The following is a 16,186-nucleotide window of genomic DNA, read 5'->3' on the forward strand; positions in this document are numbered from 1 at the left end:
TAAGATGACTAAAGATATGAGCCCTGAAGATAAAAAAATGATGCGGTCCGTCTTCTGGCGGTCTTGGACCATGAATGCCAGCCGGACTGGGGCCACTCAATACCACGCAGTCGGTGTCATGTACACCTTGTTACCAGTGATCAATCGTTTCTACAAAACCAAAGAAGAACGGGCCGATGCCTTGGTCCGCCATACCACTTGGTTCAATGCCACCATGCATATCAACAACTTCATCATGGGGCTGGTAGCCTCCATGGAAAAACAAAACAGTGAAGACCCAACCTTCGATGACAGCTCCATCACCGCCGTTAAGGCTTCCTTGATGGGCCCTATCTCTGGGATCGGTGATTCCTTCTTCTGGGGGATCCTGCGGGTCATCGCAGCTGGGATCGGGATCTCAATCGCTTCCACTGGTTCTCCCTTAGGAGCCATCGTGTTCTTAGCTTTGTATAACATCCCAGCCTTCTTGATCCATTACTATGCTTTGTACAGCGGCTACTCCGTTGGTGCCAGCTTCATCAAAAAAATGTACGAATCTGGCGGAATGAAGATCCTCACCAAAGCTTCCAGTATGTTAGGTTTGATGATGATGGGCTCCATGACGGCTTCCAACGTGAAATTCAAAACGATCCTGGAAGTTTCTGCTAAAGGTGCCGAAGAAGCGATGAAGATCCAAGACTATTTGGACCAACTTTTCATCGGTATCGTGCCACTGTGTGTGACTTTGCTGGCCTTCTACCTGCTACGTAAGAAAGTCAACGTCAACATCGTGATGTTCGCTATCATGTTCCTAGGGATCATCTTAGGTTTACTAGGGATCTGCTAAAGGTTTGTAAGAATGGGAATAGAAAAAGAAGTATCCCTGTCGCTCAAAGGTGGCAGGGATACTTCGTCATTTCTTTCATTTTTTCCAATATTGACCGGAATCACCTTGAAACATGACGAATACCCGCTTTTACGGTATGTTTAGAGTAGGGAGAAAACCATAAGGGAGTGAGCAATATGAAAATAGAAACTCGCCAGCAATTATTAGCTGTTTTATCCAATAACGAAACCGGACTGACCACCGCTGAAGTCGCCCAACAGATCGACTTAAGCCGCTCCGCCACCAGTCTCTACTTAAACGAGCTCTTACAAGAGGGCACTGTCAAACAGACCGGCACGAAGCCCGTCTATTGGTTGCCCGCCAGCGCTGCCTCCGAGACTACTGATGACGTCTTCAAAGCCTTTATCGGCAGTCAAGGCAGCGCCCGGGAAGCCATCAAAAAATGTATCGCCGCTGTGATGTATCCGCCGTTAGGTCTGCCTTTACTGATCCATGGCCCCAGCGGCGTGGGCAAGAGCTTCTTAGCCAAGCTGATCTATGACTACTTGAAACAAAACAACGCCAAAGGAGCAGAGAAATTTTTCGTCTTCAACTGTGCCGATTATGCCAACAACCCGGAGCTGCTGTCGTCGATTCTTTTTGGTCACACCAAAGGGGCCTTTACCGGCGCTGAAGGCGAGCGGAAAGGTCTGCTGGCGCAAGCGGATCAAGGCGTCCTCTTCTTAGATGAAGTCCACCGCCTATCAAAGGAAAACCAAGAAAAACTTTTCCAATTTATGGATAGCGGCAATTTCCGTCCTATCGGTGAAGACGAGAAACTCCAACATTCCCAAGTCCGCCTTTTATTCGCCACCACCGAAACACCGGAGGAAGTTCTGCTGCCCACCTTTTATCGCCGAATCTCTGTGATCATAGATCTGCCTTCTTTCCATGAACGACCGATCTATGAGCGCTTTGAGCTGATCAAGTATCTTTTCCTGCAAGAAGCCAAACGGATCAAGCGGGACTTGGCCATCAGTCAGGAATTATTGGACTACCTTAGCGAGCGGGCCTATCCCGGCAATGTCGGCAGTCTGGCTAACGAGATCCGCATGTATTGTGCCGGCGCTTTACAAAAGAATCCGACAGCGGAGACCATTGCGCTCATTTTAGGCAACGAACGCCCCTCCTTGGAGCTGCATTTCGACCAGATCAACGAGGCCTTTGCTCCTGATGACCTGCAAACCCAACAAGTCCAGCTTCAACAACTGTTAGCTAGCGACCAAACGCTGCTCCAGATTCAAGAGGAGCTGGCGAGCCTTCATCATCACTTACGCCATGAAGCAGGCAGTGTCTGCACCACGGCCTTGGGGGAACGAGTGACCGCTAGCATCCAAGAGCAAAATCGACGCGTACTAGGGGATCTGCCCTTGACGGAGGAAGCCACCGCCACCGTCAGCTGTTTCTTGGACTTTACCAAGAATCAACTGCCGATGACCCTCTGGGAAAACCTTCAGTATCGCTTATTGAAGGAACAGCCCCGAACCTATCACTTGGCTCAATTATTGACCAAAGAACTGCCTTTGGAGCTGATTCCGGCAGCCAAATGCTTGTTGGCGATCCTACTCATAGGTTCTGTCAATGAAGAGATCCGCTATCACGCCCTCTTGGTGGCTCACGGGGAGCGCACCGCCTCCAGTATCCAAGGGGTCGCCAACAAAATGTGCGGCGAGTACCTTTTCGACGCCATCAATATGCCCCTCACCTCCTCGGTCCATGATATCGTGGCTCAGGTGAAGAACTGGCTCTCGGAACGGGAGACCGGTGACGGCGTGATCATGCTGGTGGATATGGGCTCTCTGACCCAGCTTTACAAGAGCTTGAAGCCCCAGATTATGGGAGAACTTTTGGTAATCAACAACCTCACCACCTCCTTCGCTTTGGAGATCGGCCAACAGCTGTTGAACGGCAGCCGTTTCCACACCATCGCCAAGGCAGCGGAAGAAAACTTCGTCACCAACGTCCAATATTTTGAAGGCTTCTCCGTGGAGAAAAACATCATCATCTCCAGCATTTCCGGCCGGGACGTTTCCAAGAAACTGCGGGGCATCTGCCAACAATACGTGAAGCCGGATATCAAGCTGATCATTCTGAATTACAACGAACTCAGCGCCGCCATCGACCGCGCCGCCGACGAAACGGAATACTTGAAGGAGACTTCCTTGATCCTGACCACTTCCTACTTGGATACCGACGTCGCTGTACCAACATTGAATCTGTTGGACGTGCTGGATGACAATGCTGAACAACAATTGGAGCAGTCCTTCCATCACTTGATCCATCCCAACAACGTCAAACCGATGCTGAATGAATTCATCCACTTCTTCTCCAAAGAAGGCCTTTCGGAGAAACTGGAATTTCTCAACCCTGACGTGATCATTCGTCAGGTGGAAGACACCACCGACAAGTGTGAACGCCGCTTCGGTCTGCAGCTGAATGCCAAGATGAAATTCAACTTGACGATGCACCTGGCCTTGATGGTGGAACGTACTATTCTCGGCGGTGCCGATTACCCGCTACCGGAAGAACTCAGCAGCCTTAAGCTCAACGACAAACCTTTCGAAGCGAATATCAAAACGATTTTGTATAATCTGGAGCAGTTTTACCGGATCACGATTTCTGATTGGGAGCTGTATGTGTTGTATGAGATTTTGGGTGGGTAGTTGACCTAAGCAACTCCTTTTGAACGCTATAAAAGACCGCCACGACTCCTGTCTTCATCGACAGTTGACCGTGGCGGTCTCTTTCTACTAGTTACTTTGTGAGCTTTTTCTTCTCGTCTTCGGATGCAGGTAGTAGAGTACGCCGCAACCCATCACCATGATCCCTAAGATGATACTGGCGATCATGCCTTTGCCACCGGCAGCCGGCAGCGTATACTGGTTAAAGTTCGGTAGATGCAGGGCACTTCTGCTATCTCTGTAAAAGGCCGGTGGGGCGTGGGTGCCATACCCTTGGATAGCGATTTTATCCACCGGCAGTTCCTCTGAATTATTGACAGAAATGATCCAATACCCCGACGGCAGCTGATACCCTGGTAATGCTTTCGTTTCCATCAACAGGTAGTCGCCATCTTCTAATCCTTCAAACGCAATCTCGCCGCCATCTTCATTACTGATATGGTTCTGTTGCAAAGTTTTAAATAAAGAATAAAATCCCTTACGGTATCTATGATTTAAGCTGGGATTCCCAATAATACCTTGATTTCAGTACAGACCGAAAACCCGAAGAGAGTGCCTTCTTTTCGGGTTTTCTTATATAATCCTCGGATGGCTTCCATGCCTTTAATCGTGGTAGAGGCAGTGCGTAAACTTAGATAGAATTTATTGCGTCTCTTTACTGGACGATGGTCTTGTTCAATCAAATTATTCAGGTATTTAATGGTACGATGTTCTGTCCCTTGATAAAAGCCGTATTCTTTTAGTTTCTTAAAGGCACTTGTAATAGAGGGGGCTTTATCTGTGACTACAACCTTCGGTTCATCAAACTGCTTCACTAACCGCTTAAGAAAAGCATAGGCTGCTTGTGTGTCCCGTTTTTTACGTAACCAAATATCCAAGGTTAAACCATCTGCATCGATGGCTCGATACAAATAATGCCATTTTCCTTTAATTTTGATGTACGTTTCATCCATTTTCCATGAATAAAAGGATTTTTTATTTTTCTTTTTCCAAATTTGATAGAGTAGTTTGCCATATTCTTGCACCCAACGATAAATCGTCGTATGAGAAACGTTAATGCCACGATCATATAAGATTTCTTGAACTTCACGATAGCTAAGGTTATAACGAAGATAGTAGCCCACGGCTACAATAATCACATCCTGCTGAAATTGCTTTCCTTTAAAATGATTCATCGTCATTCCTCCTGCTATCTTTTTCTATTATTCTACCTTATTTGATAGTAGATTTAAAACTTTGCAACAGAACCGTTATGAAGAAGACACTTGTTTTCTTTAAAATACATTTATAATACTAGTATCTAATCCAGCAAATTTGACAGTGGATAAATTAATATCTAGCGATTATGAACTATCTCAATTTATAATAGATTCGTTAGAGAAGAAGAATCTATGTGTTGTCAGTGATTGAAATCAGGATATATATTTGGTTTTAAAAAATGGTCTTGTTAACCAAGATCGAGATTTATTAATACAATAGGTGAGGCGGTAAATAGAAGTAAAGAAGAGAATAAACTTCACTATACTAATAATTTAGACTATCTAGAATATCATATGAAAAACAATATGGACTAGGGAATAAATAAGATAAGTCCTATTGATCATTTAGATAAAGCTCGTAAAATGTGGATTTGAGTCAATATCTTGGACATATTTTAGTAGAGACTGTTACGTCATTTTTGCTTTTGCCAACTCTTCAAACTCCTGTGGGGTTAGATAGTGAATCGAGCTATGGATTCGATTTCGGTTATAAAACCCTTCAATGTAGCTAAATAGTGCTCGATTTGATTCTTCAAAATCTGAGTAGCTAGTCGTGTAGACTTCTTCCTTTTTCAATGAAGCATGGAAAGATTCGATTCCAGCATTATCATAAGGTATTCCCTTTCTACTATAAGAATGCCTTATTTTGTTGGTTTCAAGCCATTGTTCCACTTCTCTGGCTGTGTATTGGCTACCCAAGTCAGTGTGTAGAATCATTCCTTCTGGAATGTCATAATGCATTTTTGCTTTGTTCAGCGTTTGAATGACACAATCCACAGTCATTCGTTTTGAAAATGTATAGCTAATAATCTTTTTCGTGTGTAAATCCATGATTGAAGATAAGTAACACCAACCATTTTTCTTAGTAGGAATGTAAGTAATGTCAGCTGCCCATTTCTCACAGATAGTCTTAGTAGAAAAGTCCTGATTTAAGAGGTTCTCTTTTGAAATAATCGGTCTATTAGATCTTTGAGGTCTATATTTTTTAACTACAATCGACCTTAAATTTAATTGTTTCATTAGCTTTTGGACATGTTTAAGAGACACTGAAATACCTTCTTTTAATAAAACTTGATGGATCTTTGTGGCGCCATAGCGTTGTTTATTCGTAAAAAAAATAGTTGAAATCTTCTTTTTCAACGTATTATTTCTGATTTCTGTAACTGTCAATGGTTTGTTCTTATAAAAATAATAGACACTTCTAGGGATTTCTAATAACCGACACAACAAAGAAACAGTGTAATCCTTACACCACTTTTCAATAAATTGAACAAGCGAATTTAGGTTTTTCGAGAGAATATGGCTACGGCTTTTTTTAAGATTTCAAGTTCCTCTTTCAAACGAGCATTTTCTTTTCTCAGTTCAGCCACTTCTTTTCCAGTCAGTCCTGTGGACTGATTAGGTAAATATAAATTCTTCCATTTGTAAATCGTTGCTTCAGATAAGCCATATTCTTTCGCCAACCCTCGAACAGAACGTCCAGTTTGATTCAGTTCAACAATCATCTGTTTAAAATTTTCTTTATATCGGGTCATAAAAATTCATCCTCTCGTAGATAAGTTTAATTTATTCTTGTCTCTACGAAAAGCTGTCTAAGATTTGATACTAACACCAGTAGTGTTTAAAGGTTGATTTCAACACATCCATGATAAGGTCTCAGTTAACCTCTGAGACCTTATTAAGTTATCAACGAAAGAAAACGTTCTTATGTTATAATATATCTGACAACTTTGAAAGGGGAGTTACGCTGATGATAAGAAATGATATCCAACCCGACTTACAAACGATTGAGCAATATTTTAATCGTAAAGAATTTTATATTCCAAGTTACCAGCGTCCATATGCTTGGCAAGTTGCCCAATGTGAGCAGCTCATAGAAGATATCGAGACCCATCAAGAAAATTTCGACCAAGAGAGCCAAGATAATTATTTTTTTGGTGCTATCTTGATTGCTCAAGAATCTGGAGAGGATCACGAAGTAACCCTTATTGATGGTCAACAACGCACATCCACCTTCATGCTTTTACTTAAAGCTCTCTTACTCAAGATAAATAAGGAGTCAGCTAAACTATCGGATGAAACGTTGGAAAACGCTAAATTGATCGAAAAGCTGAACAGACTCAAGAGTAGCATTATTTCGATGCTGTATAACTTAAATGAGGACAACTCTTTTTATTATCGAAAAGGCGATTATAAATTGCAGCCTACTGATATTAAGTACCTGAATGAATCTATTTCTGAGTTGTATGCAGCCGATATGGAGAAGATTCTAATTGGTGAGAGCTTTGAAGATATCGCTGGTTCAGTTACGCAAATATACAGACGTCAAAAAGACAATCGTTTTACTAACTTCTATAAGAATTTTCGATACTTCTGGAAATATTGTGATGAGCTAACGAATTTTCAAGTTGCTGAGTTTGCAGAGCATTTTATCAAATATTGTCAGGTTATCACCATCACGAGCTTCAATACCGATCAAGCAATAAACATCTTTAACTCATTGAATGGCACTGGTGTTCCACTAACACCAATTGAGGTAATCGTTTCCAAAGCAACTGCCAACGCAGCTGAGAGAAAAACTTTTGAATCCAATTGGCAAGCGATAGTAAATAAAACGGATCACTCCTCACTGAATTTGAATTTATTGATGACGCATTATATTTTCGTCCAATTATCGCAACAACATGGGGCTATCACAAGGAATCCTGGGATTCGTGCATTCTTTGCTAAGAATAAAGAATTATTGAAGCATGATGTGGAATTTACAAATTCGTTGAATACAATTTTGGATAACTTAGGTGATTTTGAAAGAACTGAGTTAGGAAAGATTCTGAATCAGTTTAACAGTAACCTCAAACCATTTGTTTCAAGCTATTTATATTTTAGACCGATGAATCAAGAGTACCTGACTTACTTATTACGACTTGGAGCAATTCTTGAGTTAACCGATTTTGCCTACGCAAACCGTAATTTCAAAGGATTTTTGGAACGCATCAACTTGAAGTACAGTCAGGTTGATATAGTTAGTGATGAAGAACTAATTGAAGAAATAAAGAAACACATTTCTACGGCCTTTAATAAGGAAGACATCCTTCAGACTCTTATGGAAAGTGGCGTACCAAATTCTATTATTTTCTTGAATGAATATGTATATTGTAAGCAACATGATCAAGAGTTTAATATTTACGGTAACGTTGATATTGAACACGTGATGCCACAAAGTGGTCTGAATAGAGAAAATATCATGGCAGATGCAGGTTTCACTGAACCAGAAGAATTCCATGAATATGCTGAGAAACTTGGAAATAAGATACTACTTGAATCAGAAATCAATCGTGGTATTGGTGATGCTTGGTTTAGAACTAAAAAGGAAAATACTATCACAAGCCACCACGGTTTCATTGGTAGCCAATACAAAATAGCGCAAGCTTTAGTTGGTTACCATAAAGATACGTGGGTGAAAGACGATATCAAGATTGCCACTGAGAAAGCTGCACATAGAATTTCTGACTTCTTGTTCGAGTGATATCAAAGTATTTTATAAGGAGACAGGCATTTGGCAGATAACGAGTTTGAATACAAAGCAGTAGGTGTCAGATATACTAGATCTGAGAGTATCACATTTCAGGGGAAGCAGAATTGGATTGCCTACAAGAAAAAAGGCTATCAAATTAAAGATTGGGGTGGAGGCAGTGGGAACTGGATTGCCTACAAAAAAACCAAGATTGAATTAGAAGTTGATGATGGTAATTGGGTTGATGTTACAAGTCTGGTAAGGGACTATTATCAAAGGCAGAAGATAACAAAATCACTCATAGATAAATTTGTACAGGATTTGGCTTCCAATAATGTGAACTATGAAATACTACTGAAGGCTCAGGGAAATCTTGAAAAGAAAAAACAAGATGATGAGAGAAATAAAATTGCGGCTGAAAAAGCTAAAAAGGATGCTCTGAATTACGAGTCCACTAAGAAAGCTTTGGAAAAGTTAGTGCTGAACATTGAAAATGTTCTTTCGCAAGTTAGTGCCGGTACGAAGGAGGAGCTGGGTCAGCTTATTGTTGAAATCAAAGGTAGTGAGGTTACAGCAGACAATTATTCGAACTATCATCGACTAGCCGTATCGCTTATCGTGAAGGAAAGAGAGTCACGAAGATAGAGTGGTGTGCGATTTTCGAACCAAACTTCGTTATTCACAAGTAAGCGTGAATAAAAGGAATCAACCTAGCAAGCCCAAACCTTGCAGGTATGATTCCTTTTGGCTCATTGTCAAATGGTGTTGTTTTAATTAAATCACCTTGAGGAAACGTTTCGGCGTTTCCTCTTTTTTTTGTTATTAAATAATCTCACAGAGATTTTGTTGGATCAAGACTCGCATACGCAGATGTCGAAACGTCCGAAAGCCAAACGCGATGCGTTTAATGACCTTGATTAAATTGTTTTTCCCTTCCAATTTGCCATTAGAATAGGGATATTTCAAAGCATTGATGATGCCTTTTTTATATTTGTTTAACGAAAGAATCGCTTTTTTAAATCCTTTATCCAATGATACTGGTAATGTGTCGATCAACTCGAAGAAGGCAGTAAAATCTTTTGTTTCCAAAGCAGCCAACAATTCCTGATAGACTTCATAACTTTCACGTAAGTGCTTATCGATTGAGAGCAGATAGTCTAGGACGTCTGATTCGGTCACGTATTTCCGTTGGAAAAGCGGAAATTGTCGAAGAGAAGTATAGTTGATTTTTGTTTCTTTCTTCAAGATCGTTCGCCAGTATTTTTTTAATTTACGATAATCTTTCATTGCTTTAGGATTGTTTTTCTTTCCCTCGCAGCATTTTCTGGTAGCTTTGCATTACTTGTAGTAATGAAGAGTAGGTTACTTCGGTTTCAAAAAGTAGATGATATTGTAAATGGGTGAACGTCCACGCTTCAGTGACGATGCAATAGGGGCAATTTTTGTATATTGGTAATCCACAGCCTCTATCATCACTCGTTCATCCGTGTTAAGATGGGTGTAGGTCATTCGTGATCACTCCTATGTATTCTTTGGCGGAATTACATTTTGAGTGTACCACGAATGGCTTATTTATTTGTCTAGCTTAATTTTACAATCGACGATGGAAAAAATCATATGTAATTGTTTCATATGTATCTAAATGGTTCTAAAGATAACTATGTAGAAATATAAATAAATTAACGATCTAGTTTAAGTTATGTCAAGCAACGTTAGTTTCCTCTCACGTGGTTTATTAGCAAGAATAAGTTTTTTTCTTTTTCTAAAAGGGAGTATGCTAAAATAAGAGGGTATATAGCAATTTAAATAAGAGATAGGAGTGTATCTTTTTGGGTGCAGAATTAAATCAAAAATTATTTAGTGCGGCAGATAATCTCCGTAGCAAAATGGATGCGTCAGAATATAAAAATTATTTGTTGGGGTTGATTTTCTATAAATATTTATCCGATCGTTTGTTGGAACAAGTGGTTCTTTTAGCAGATGAATCCTTAGAGGAATATGATACGGTAAGCAAACAAACAATGTTGTATCGTGAATTACTTTCAGATGAAGAATCAAAAGAAGATCTGATTGCCACAATCGTTGATATTTTGGGATATGCAATTGCACCAGAGTATCTTTTCAACGTCTTAGCGGATCAAGCAAAACAAGCAACGTTTCAATTGAATGATTTAAATAAAGCCTTTGTGCAATTGGCATCTACCTACAATCAATTTAATGGGTTATTTGATGATGTGGATCTCCAATCAAAAAAACTAGGAACAGATGAGCAACAACGAAACGTGACGATTACCGAAGTCATTAAGAAATTGAATGACGTGGAAGTTTTAGGTCACGATGGGGACGTGATCGGGGATGCGTATGAATTTTTGATCAGTCAATTTGCTTCAGAAGCAGGGAAGAAAGCCGGAGAATTTTATACGCCTCATATGGTTTCTGATATGATGGCACAAATCGTGACACTGGATCAAAAAGAACGACGATTCTTTAGTGTTTTTGATCCAACGATGGGTTCAGGTTCATTGATGTTAAACGTACGTAACTACTTAACTCACCCAGATAACGTTAAATATCATGGGCAAGAATTAAATACAACGACATACAATCTAGCAAAAATGAACTTGATTTTACATGGTGTCGACGCCGAAGAAATGAATCTCCGCAATGGGGATACGTTGAATAAGGACTGGCCAACAGATGAGCCTTACACATTTGATGCAGTAGTGATGAACCCACCTTATTCGGCTAATTGGTCAGCAGATACGACCTTCTTAGATGATTCTCGGTTTAATCGCTACGGGAAATTAGCGCCAAAATCCAAAGCAGATTTTGCGTTTCTTCTTCATGGTTTCTATCATTTGAAGGAAACAGGGACTATGGCTATCGTCTTGCCACATGGAGTTTTATTCCGTGGTGCTGCAGAAGGGGGCATTCGTCAAAAATTACTAGAAGACGGCAGTATTTATGCTGTGATCGGTATGCCTGCGAACTTGTTCTTTGGTACATCGATTCCAACGACGGTGATTGTATTGAAGAAGAATCGTCAAACTCGAGATGTATTATTCATTGATGCTAGTCGTGAATTTGTCAAAGGGAAAAATCAGAATAAATTATCGGAAGAAAACATTCAAAAAATCCTCGAAACCTACGCTGAAAGAAAAGATGTTGAGAAATACGCTCATTTGGCAACCTTTGATGAAATCAAAGAAAATGACTATAACTTAAATATCCCACGCTATGTAGATACGTTTGAAGAAGAAGAACCAATTGATATGGTTCATGTCGGAAATGACATCAAGAAGATACGACAAGAACAGCATGTGCTAGAAAAAGAACTTTTAGAAGCTATCTCTTCCCTGCAAACAACACCTGAAAATGAAGCGTGGTTACAAGGCGCGTTGGAGGTGTTCAAACATGAGCAATAATACACAACCAGAAATTCGGTTTCCTGGATTTATGGAAGATTGGGAACAGCGTAAGTTGGGGGAATTAGCTGAAAGTTTTGAGTATGGACTAAATGCATCTGCTAAAAAATTTGATGGAAGTAATAAGTATATTCGTATTACTGATATTGATGATATCAGTCACAAGTTTAATCAAAGTGGAGTAACTTCCCCAGATATTGATTTTGCAAGTGCTGATAATTACAAACTTAAAAAAGGTGATATCCTTTTTGCGAGAACTGGAGCAAGTGTTGGGAAAACATATATGTATAGAGAAAGTGATGGACTAGTTTACTATGCAGGATTCCTCATTAGAGCCAGAATAAAATCTAAAATTAGCTCAGAATTCGTATTTCAAACAACTTTTACTGATAGCTATAACCGGTTTATTAAGATTACTTCGCAACGTTCCGGTCAACCAGGAGTTAATGCTGAAGAGTATTCCAATTTTAAAATTATGATTCCAAACTATGAGGAACAAAACGCAATTGGATGTTTTTTTAAAAAAATTGATGACACTATCACTCTTCATCAACGTAAGTTAGATTTGCTGAAGGAAACGAAAAAAGGATTCTTACAAAAAATGTTCCCTAAAAACGGAGCAAAAGTGCCAGAAGTTCGTTTTCCAGGATTTACGGGAGATTGGGAAGAGCGGAAGTTGGGGGAAGTGGTAGTTTTTTTGAATGGTAGAGCTTTTAAACAACAAGAATTACTTGATTCTGGAAAATATAGGGTTTTAAGAGTAGGTAATTTTAATACTAATGATAGATGGTATTATTCAAACTTAGAATTAGAGGAAGACAAGTATGCTAATAAAGGAGATCTCTTATATTTATGGGCAACAAGCTTCGGTCCTGAAATGTGGAATGAAGAACGTGTAATCTACCATTATCATATTTGGAAACTTAAATTTTTATCTAAGGAATTGGACAAACAGTATCTATATACTTGGCTATTGACTGATAAAGAGAAAATTAAAGAATCAACTAACGGAACGACAATGGTACATGTGACTAAAGGTGGTATAGAACAAAGGACATTTCAGTTTCCACCGGATATAAATGAACAACAAAAAATTGGTGCCTTCTTCAAGCAGCTAGATGATACGATCGCTCTTCATCAACGTAAGTTAGATTTGCTGAAGGAAACGAAAAAAGGCTTCTTGCAAAAGATGTTTGTTTAGGGAGGGAAGAAGAATGAAAATTAGTCACCGTGAGGAAGCGGAAGTCGAAGAACAGTTGATTCGTGTCCTCGGGGAAGGACATAATCAGTGGACGTATCGTCCGGATCTAAAATCAGAAGAAGATCTTTGGGTCAATTTACGTCAAAAAATCATCTCAAATAATCAAGCAGAACTGAATGATTCTCCTTTGACCGATAAAGAGTTTGAAACGATCAAAACCGAATTATTGCTACGGACGAAAACCCCATTTGATGCTGCGAAATGGTTAAAAGGTGAAAATGGGATGGCTCGGATCACGATTGAACGGGAAAATCCGCAATTGGGTTCTGTCTCACTTATCCTTTATTCCAATCAAGACATTGGTGGAGGAATCTCTACTTATGAAGTGGTCCATCAAATTGCAAAACGTGGAAGTAACATAGAAGCGCGGGATCGACGTTTTGACGTCACCTTATTGATCAATGGCTTACCGATTATCCAAATCGAGTTGAAACAAGTAACCGCAAAAGATGGTTTTTATCAGGCGTTTAATCAAATCAAAAAATATGCTGAAGAAGGCATGTTTCGGAACAATATCTTTTCGACCTTACAGTTGTTTGTGGTTTCCAATGAACAAACGACTCGGTATTTTGCAAATGCCTTACCGAAGGATTTGCATCCTAAGTTTTTATTTAGTTGGCGAACGAAAGATAATAAAAAGGTAGAAAACTTATATGAGTTTTGCAAACAAGTGCTAAATATCCCAGATGCCCATCGCTTGATTGCGGATTATACGATTGTCAGTGAAGATCAAGACAATAAAACCCTCATGGTGTTACATCCTTATCAAGTGCATGCGATTCAAGCCTTGTTTATTGCCGCAAATAAACATCAATCAGGGTATGTGTGGCATGCGACTGGTTCAGGAAAGACGTTGACTAGTTTTGTATCTACTAAGCTTTTAGCACGAAAATCGGGGATCGATCGAACGATCATGTTAGTGGACCGCAAAGATTTAGATAATCAGACCACCACAGAGTTTACGAAATTTGCTTCGGAGTTTAATACTGGGGTTTCTTCTGGTAATGCCAAAGCGAATAGCTTGATCGTGGGAACAGGAAGTGCCAAAGAGTTAAGTGAAACTCTGTTGGCAGATGCCAATGCGAATGTTGTGATCATTACAACCCGTCAAAAACTAGATGCGGCGTTGAAATATGCAAAGAAACAGGAAGAGAAAAAAGGAACCAATCGCTTCCAAAAATTAATGGGGCAACATATCGTGTTTGTAGTTGATGAGTGTCATCGAGCGTTAAGTGCTGAAAATATGGAAGAAATCAAAAAAATGTTTCCGAAATCCACTTGGTTTGGCTTTACAGGTACACCGATTTTCCCTGAGAATCGGAAACAAGCCAAAGGGCAATTGGCACGTACGACCCATGATCAGTATGGAGAGGTCTTGCACACCTATACCATCAAGAATGCATTAGAAGATGGCTCGGTTTTAGGATTTCAAGTAGAGCATGAAAACACCGTGGAGCCGACTTCATTAGAGAATAAAATCTATCGGAAATTAAAAGAAGTAGAAACATATGCAGAGTATTCACCGGAACAGATCAATCGTATGATCGATCAAATGGAGTCTGTCAAAAAAGAAAGTTATTTGGACCCTACTGTTTTTGAAGCAGAGGAACATATCCAAAAAGTCATTCATAAAATGTTCCGTCCAGACAATGCCTATACAAAATTTGATTTTCGAAATGGCCGTCCAACGAAATCTGCAATCTTAACCACGAGTTCCATTGATATGGCCAAAAAGTATTATCGGGCCATCAAAGAGATGACGAAAGAATCTGATTGGTTAATAAAAGAGTTTCCCAATCAGCCTATCCGTGAAGGACGAACGATGGAGGATCCTGATTTCCCACGAATCGCTATTACCTATTCATTAGAAGAAAATAGCCGAGATTCAAGTGCCCAACAAGAAGAAATGCAAAAAATTATTGAGGAATATAATCAGTATTATGATACTGCCTGGTCACTAGCAGACATTGAGCGTTATAACGGAGACATCAATAATCGTTTGGCACGAAAAAGAGCGGAATTCAAACAATTTGGGAAACAAATCGATTTAGTAATCGTAGTGGATCGTCTATTGACAGGTTTTGACGCCCCTACGATTCAAACCCTATTTGTGGATCGTAATCTAGAGTATGCAGGATTGATCCAAGCCTTTTCACGTACGAACCGTACGTATCCTGAAAAAACAAAAGGACTAATTGTTACTTTCCGAAAGCCAGCGACAATGGAGAAGAATGTCGAGGATGCGACAAAACTGTATTCAGAAGCTAAAGAAGAATCGGGTTTGATTTATCCAAGTTACCAAGAATCCAAAAAAAGATTCAAGCAAGCATATGGTAAGTTAAAAGAGGTTTCATCCATGGAATCCATTGATGAACATACGCCACTTGAAATCCGTATCGAGTACGTCAAAGCATTTCAAGAATTGAATCGTGCGTATGAATCGTTAGTGACTTATGATGATTACAATGATGACATGGTGCAATCTTCAACTTTGAACAATCAAATTCAACTTTTGGAAGAACAAATTGGCGTGTACGAGACCGTGAAGGGTTCATTGATGGAGGAAGAACCAGAAAAAGAGGGAGAAGATTTTTCAACGATCGAATTTTATAGTGAAAATACCACTAAGTTGTATGATATTGATTCTACTTATATTGATCAATTACTAGGAACTTATGCTGCGAATAGTTCAGATGCACGAGAAGAAATTGAAAAAGCTTTGGCTAAATTGAATAAAACAGAAGGAGTCAAAGAAGTTTACCGACAAATCTTAAATGCATTTGATATGGGGACTTTAGATAGTAATGAAGATATCTTTGTCATTAAACGTCGCTATTTTACACAAGCAAGTGATGATTTGATTCATGCCTTTTCCAATGAGTGGTTTGTTTCTGAGAAAGAATTACATGCTTCTAATCTGCAATATATGCCAGGTGAAGATCCAATTCCTAATATGAAAGCAATTATCAACAGTAAGGATTACGAAGGATATAAAGCCAAACATCCAGAAGCCAAGCCATTTAAATACCCACAAGAAATGAAGCGAGCCTGGCGTAAAATGTTAGATGATGAGTTGATTCCACTTGAGAATGAATTGAGGTAAACGAGAAAATTGAAGAAATTGTATGATAAACATGTTGGTTCTGTTGCAAAGTTTTAAATAAAGAATAAAATCCCTTAC

General features: G+C 39.6%; 11 protein-coding genes and 1 pseudogene. 7 read left to right on the forward strand and 5 right to left on the reverse strand.

Annotated elements, in window-relative coordinates; all coding sequences use genetic code 11:
- The first annotated feature begins 4 nt into the window (after nucleotides 1–4).
- Complete coding sequence (locus tag FTX43_RS14495; RefSeq protein WP_197082477.1) at nucleotides 5–826, forward strand: PTS system mannose/fructose/sorbose family transporter subunit IID; 822 nt, start codon at nucleotides 5–7, stop codon at nucleotides 824–826.
- Between the two features lie 176 nt (nucleotides 827–1,002).
- Nucleotides 1,003–3,528 (forward strand): sigma 54-interacting transcriptional regulator, encoded by a 2,526-nt coding sequence (locus FTX43_RS14500; protein ID WP_016629115.1) that lies wholly within the window; start codon nucleotides 1,003–1,005, stop codon nucleotides 3,526–3,528.
- 87 nt (nucleotides 3,529–3,615) lie between these two features.
- Here the strand turns inward: FTX43_RS14500 and FTX43_RS14505 are convergent, their stop codons facing one another.
- The 3 genes from FTX43_RS14505 to FTX43_RS14515 form a co-directional block, all read right to left on the reverse strand.
- Complete coding sequence (locus FTX43_RS14505) at nucleotides 3,616–3,999, reverse strand: prealbumin-like fold domain-containing protein (protein WP_002334635.1); 384 nt, start codon at nucleotides 3,997–3,999, stop codon at nucleotides 3,616–3,618.
- 41 nt (nucleotides 4,000–4,040) lie between these two features.
- Entirely contained in the window at nucleotides 4,041–4,721 is a 681-nt protein-coding gene (locus tag FTX43_RS14510) for an IS6-like element IS1216 family transposase (protein WP_187160013.1), read from the reverse strand.
- Nucleotides 4,722–5,213: 492 nt separating this feature from the next.
- Nucleotides 5,214–6,340, reverse strand: a protein-coding gene (locus FTX43_RS14515) for an IS3 family transposase (protein ID WP_094889737.1) whose coding sequence is annotated in 2 segments (ribosomal slippage) — nucleotides 5,214–6,112 and nucleotides 6,112–6,340 — 1,128 coding nt in all. Because the reading frame shifts where the segments join, the coding sequence is not laid out codon by codon here.
- A gap of 215 nt (nucleotides 6,341–6,555) precedes the next feature.
- Between FTX43_RS14515 and FTX43_RS14520 the strand changes: the two genes are divergently transcribed.
- Nucleotides 6,556–8,331, forward strand: coding sequence for a DUF262 domain-containing protein (locus FTX43_RS14520; RefSeq protein ID WP_010731429.1), 1,776 nt, complete (start codon nucleotides 6,556–6,558; stop codon nucleotides 8,329–8,331).
- A gap of 30 nt (nucleotides 8,332–8,361) precedes the next feature.
- On the forward strand, nucleotides 8,362–8,964 hold the full coding sequence (locus FTX43_RS14525; protein WP_002405179.1) for a hypothetical protein: 603 nt from the start codon (nucleotides 8,362–8,364) through the stop codon (nucleotides 8,962–8,964).
- A gap of 177 nt (nucleotides 8,965–9,141) precedes the next feature.
- On the opposite strand, the pseudogene FTX43_RS14530 reads toward FTX43_RS14525, so the two are convergent.
- A pseudogene (locus FTX43_RS14530) lies at nucleotides 9,142–9,627 on the reverse strand (ISL3 family transposase); the annotation flags it as partial.
- Nucleotides 9,628–9,681: 54 nt separating this feature from the next.
- A complete protein-coding gene (locus FTX43_RS15015) occupies nucleotides 9,682–9,828 on the reverse strand; it encodes a hypothetical protein (protein WP_010731430.1) in 147 nt (48 codons plus the stop codon).
- Between the two features lie 320 nt (nucleotides 9,829–10,148).
- On the opposite strand from FTX43_RS15015, the gene FTX43_RS14535 reads away from it, so the two are divergent.
- The 3 genes from FTX43_RS14535 to FTX43_RS14545 are packed head-to-tail and all read left to right on the forward strand — an operon-like array spanning nucleotide 10,149 to nucleotide 16,108.
- Nucleotides 10,149–11,744: a type I restriction-modification system subunit M gene (locus tag FTX43_RS14535; RefSeq protein WP_033918032.1), complete on the forward strand. Its 1,596-nt coding sequence runs from the start codon at nucleotides 10,149–10,151 to the stop codon at nucleotides 11,742–11,744.
- A complete protein-coding gene (locus tag FTX43_RS14540; RefSeq protein ID WP_094889738.1) occupies nucleotides 11,734–12,945 on the forward strand; it encodes a restriction endonuclease subunit S in 1,212 nt (403 codons plus the stop codon). The genes FTX43_RS14535 and FTX43_RS14540 overlap by 11 nt, the downstream gene beginning before the upstream one ends.
- Nucleotides 12,946–12,958: 13 nt before the next feature.
- Nucleotides 12,959–16,108: a type I restriction endonuclease subunit R gene (locus tag FTX43_RS14545; protein ID WP_049142574.1), complete on the forward strand. Its 3,150-nt coding sequence runs from the start codon at nucleotides 12,959–12,961 to the stop codon at nucleotides 16,106–16,108.
- Nucleotides 16,109–16,186: the final 78 nt, after the last annotated feature.

This window comes from Enterococcus sp. DA9, from assembly GCF_008000875.1.
In the GTDB taxonomy this organism is placed as follows: Bacteria; Bacillota; Bacilli; order Lactobacillales; family Enterococcaceae; genus Enterococcus_B; species Enterococcus_B lactis.

Bases quoted from the DNA above. Each gene is read 5' to 3' on its own strand.
- FTX43_RS14495 (WP_197082477.1), top strand. From the start codon at position 5: ATGACTAAAGATATGAGCCCTGAAGATAAAAAAATGATGCGGTCCGTC.
- FTX43_RS14500 (WP_016629115.1), top strand. From the start codon at position 1,003: ATGAAAATAGAAACTCGCCAGCAATTATTAGCTGTTTTATCCAATAAC.
- FTX43_RS14510 (WP_187160013.1), bottom strand. From the start codon at position 4,721: ATGAATCATTTTAAAGGAAAGCAATTTCAGCAGGATGTGATTATTGTA.
- FTX43_RS14520 (WP_010731429.1), top strand. From the start codon at position 6,556: ATGATAAGAAATGATATCCAACCCGACTTACAAACGATTGAGCAATAT.
- FTX43_RS15015 (WP_010731430.1), bottom strand. From the start codon at position 9,828: ATGACCTACACCCATCTTAACACGGATGAACGAGTGATGATAGAGGCT.
- FTX43_RS14540 (WP_094889738.1), top strand. From the start codon at position 11,734: ATGAGCAATAATACACAACCAGAAATTCGGTTTCCTGGATTTATGGAA.
- FTX43_RS14545 (WP_049142574.1), top strand. From the start codon at position 12,959: ATGAAAATTAGTCACCGTGAGGAAGCGGAAGTCGAAGAACAGTTGATT.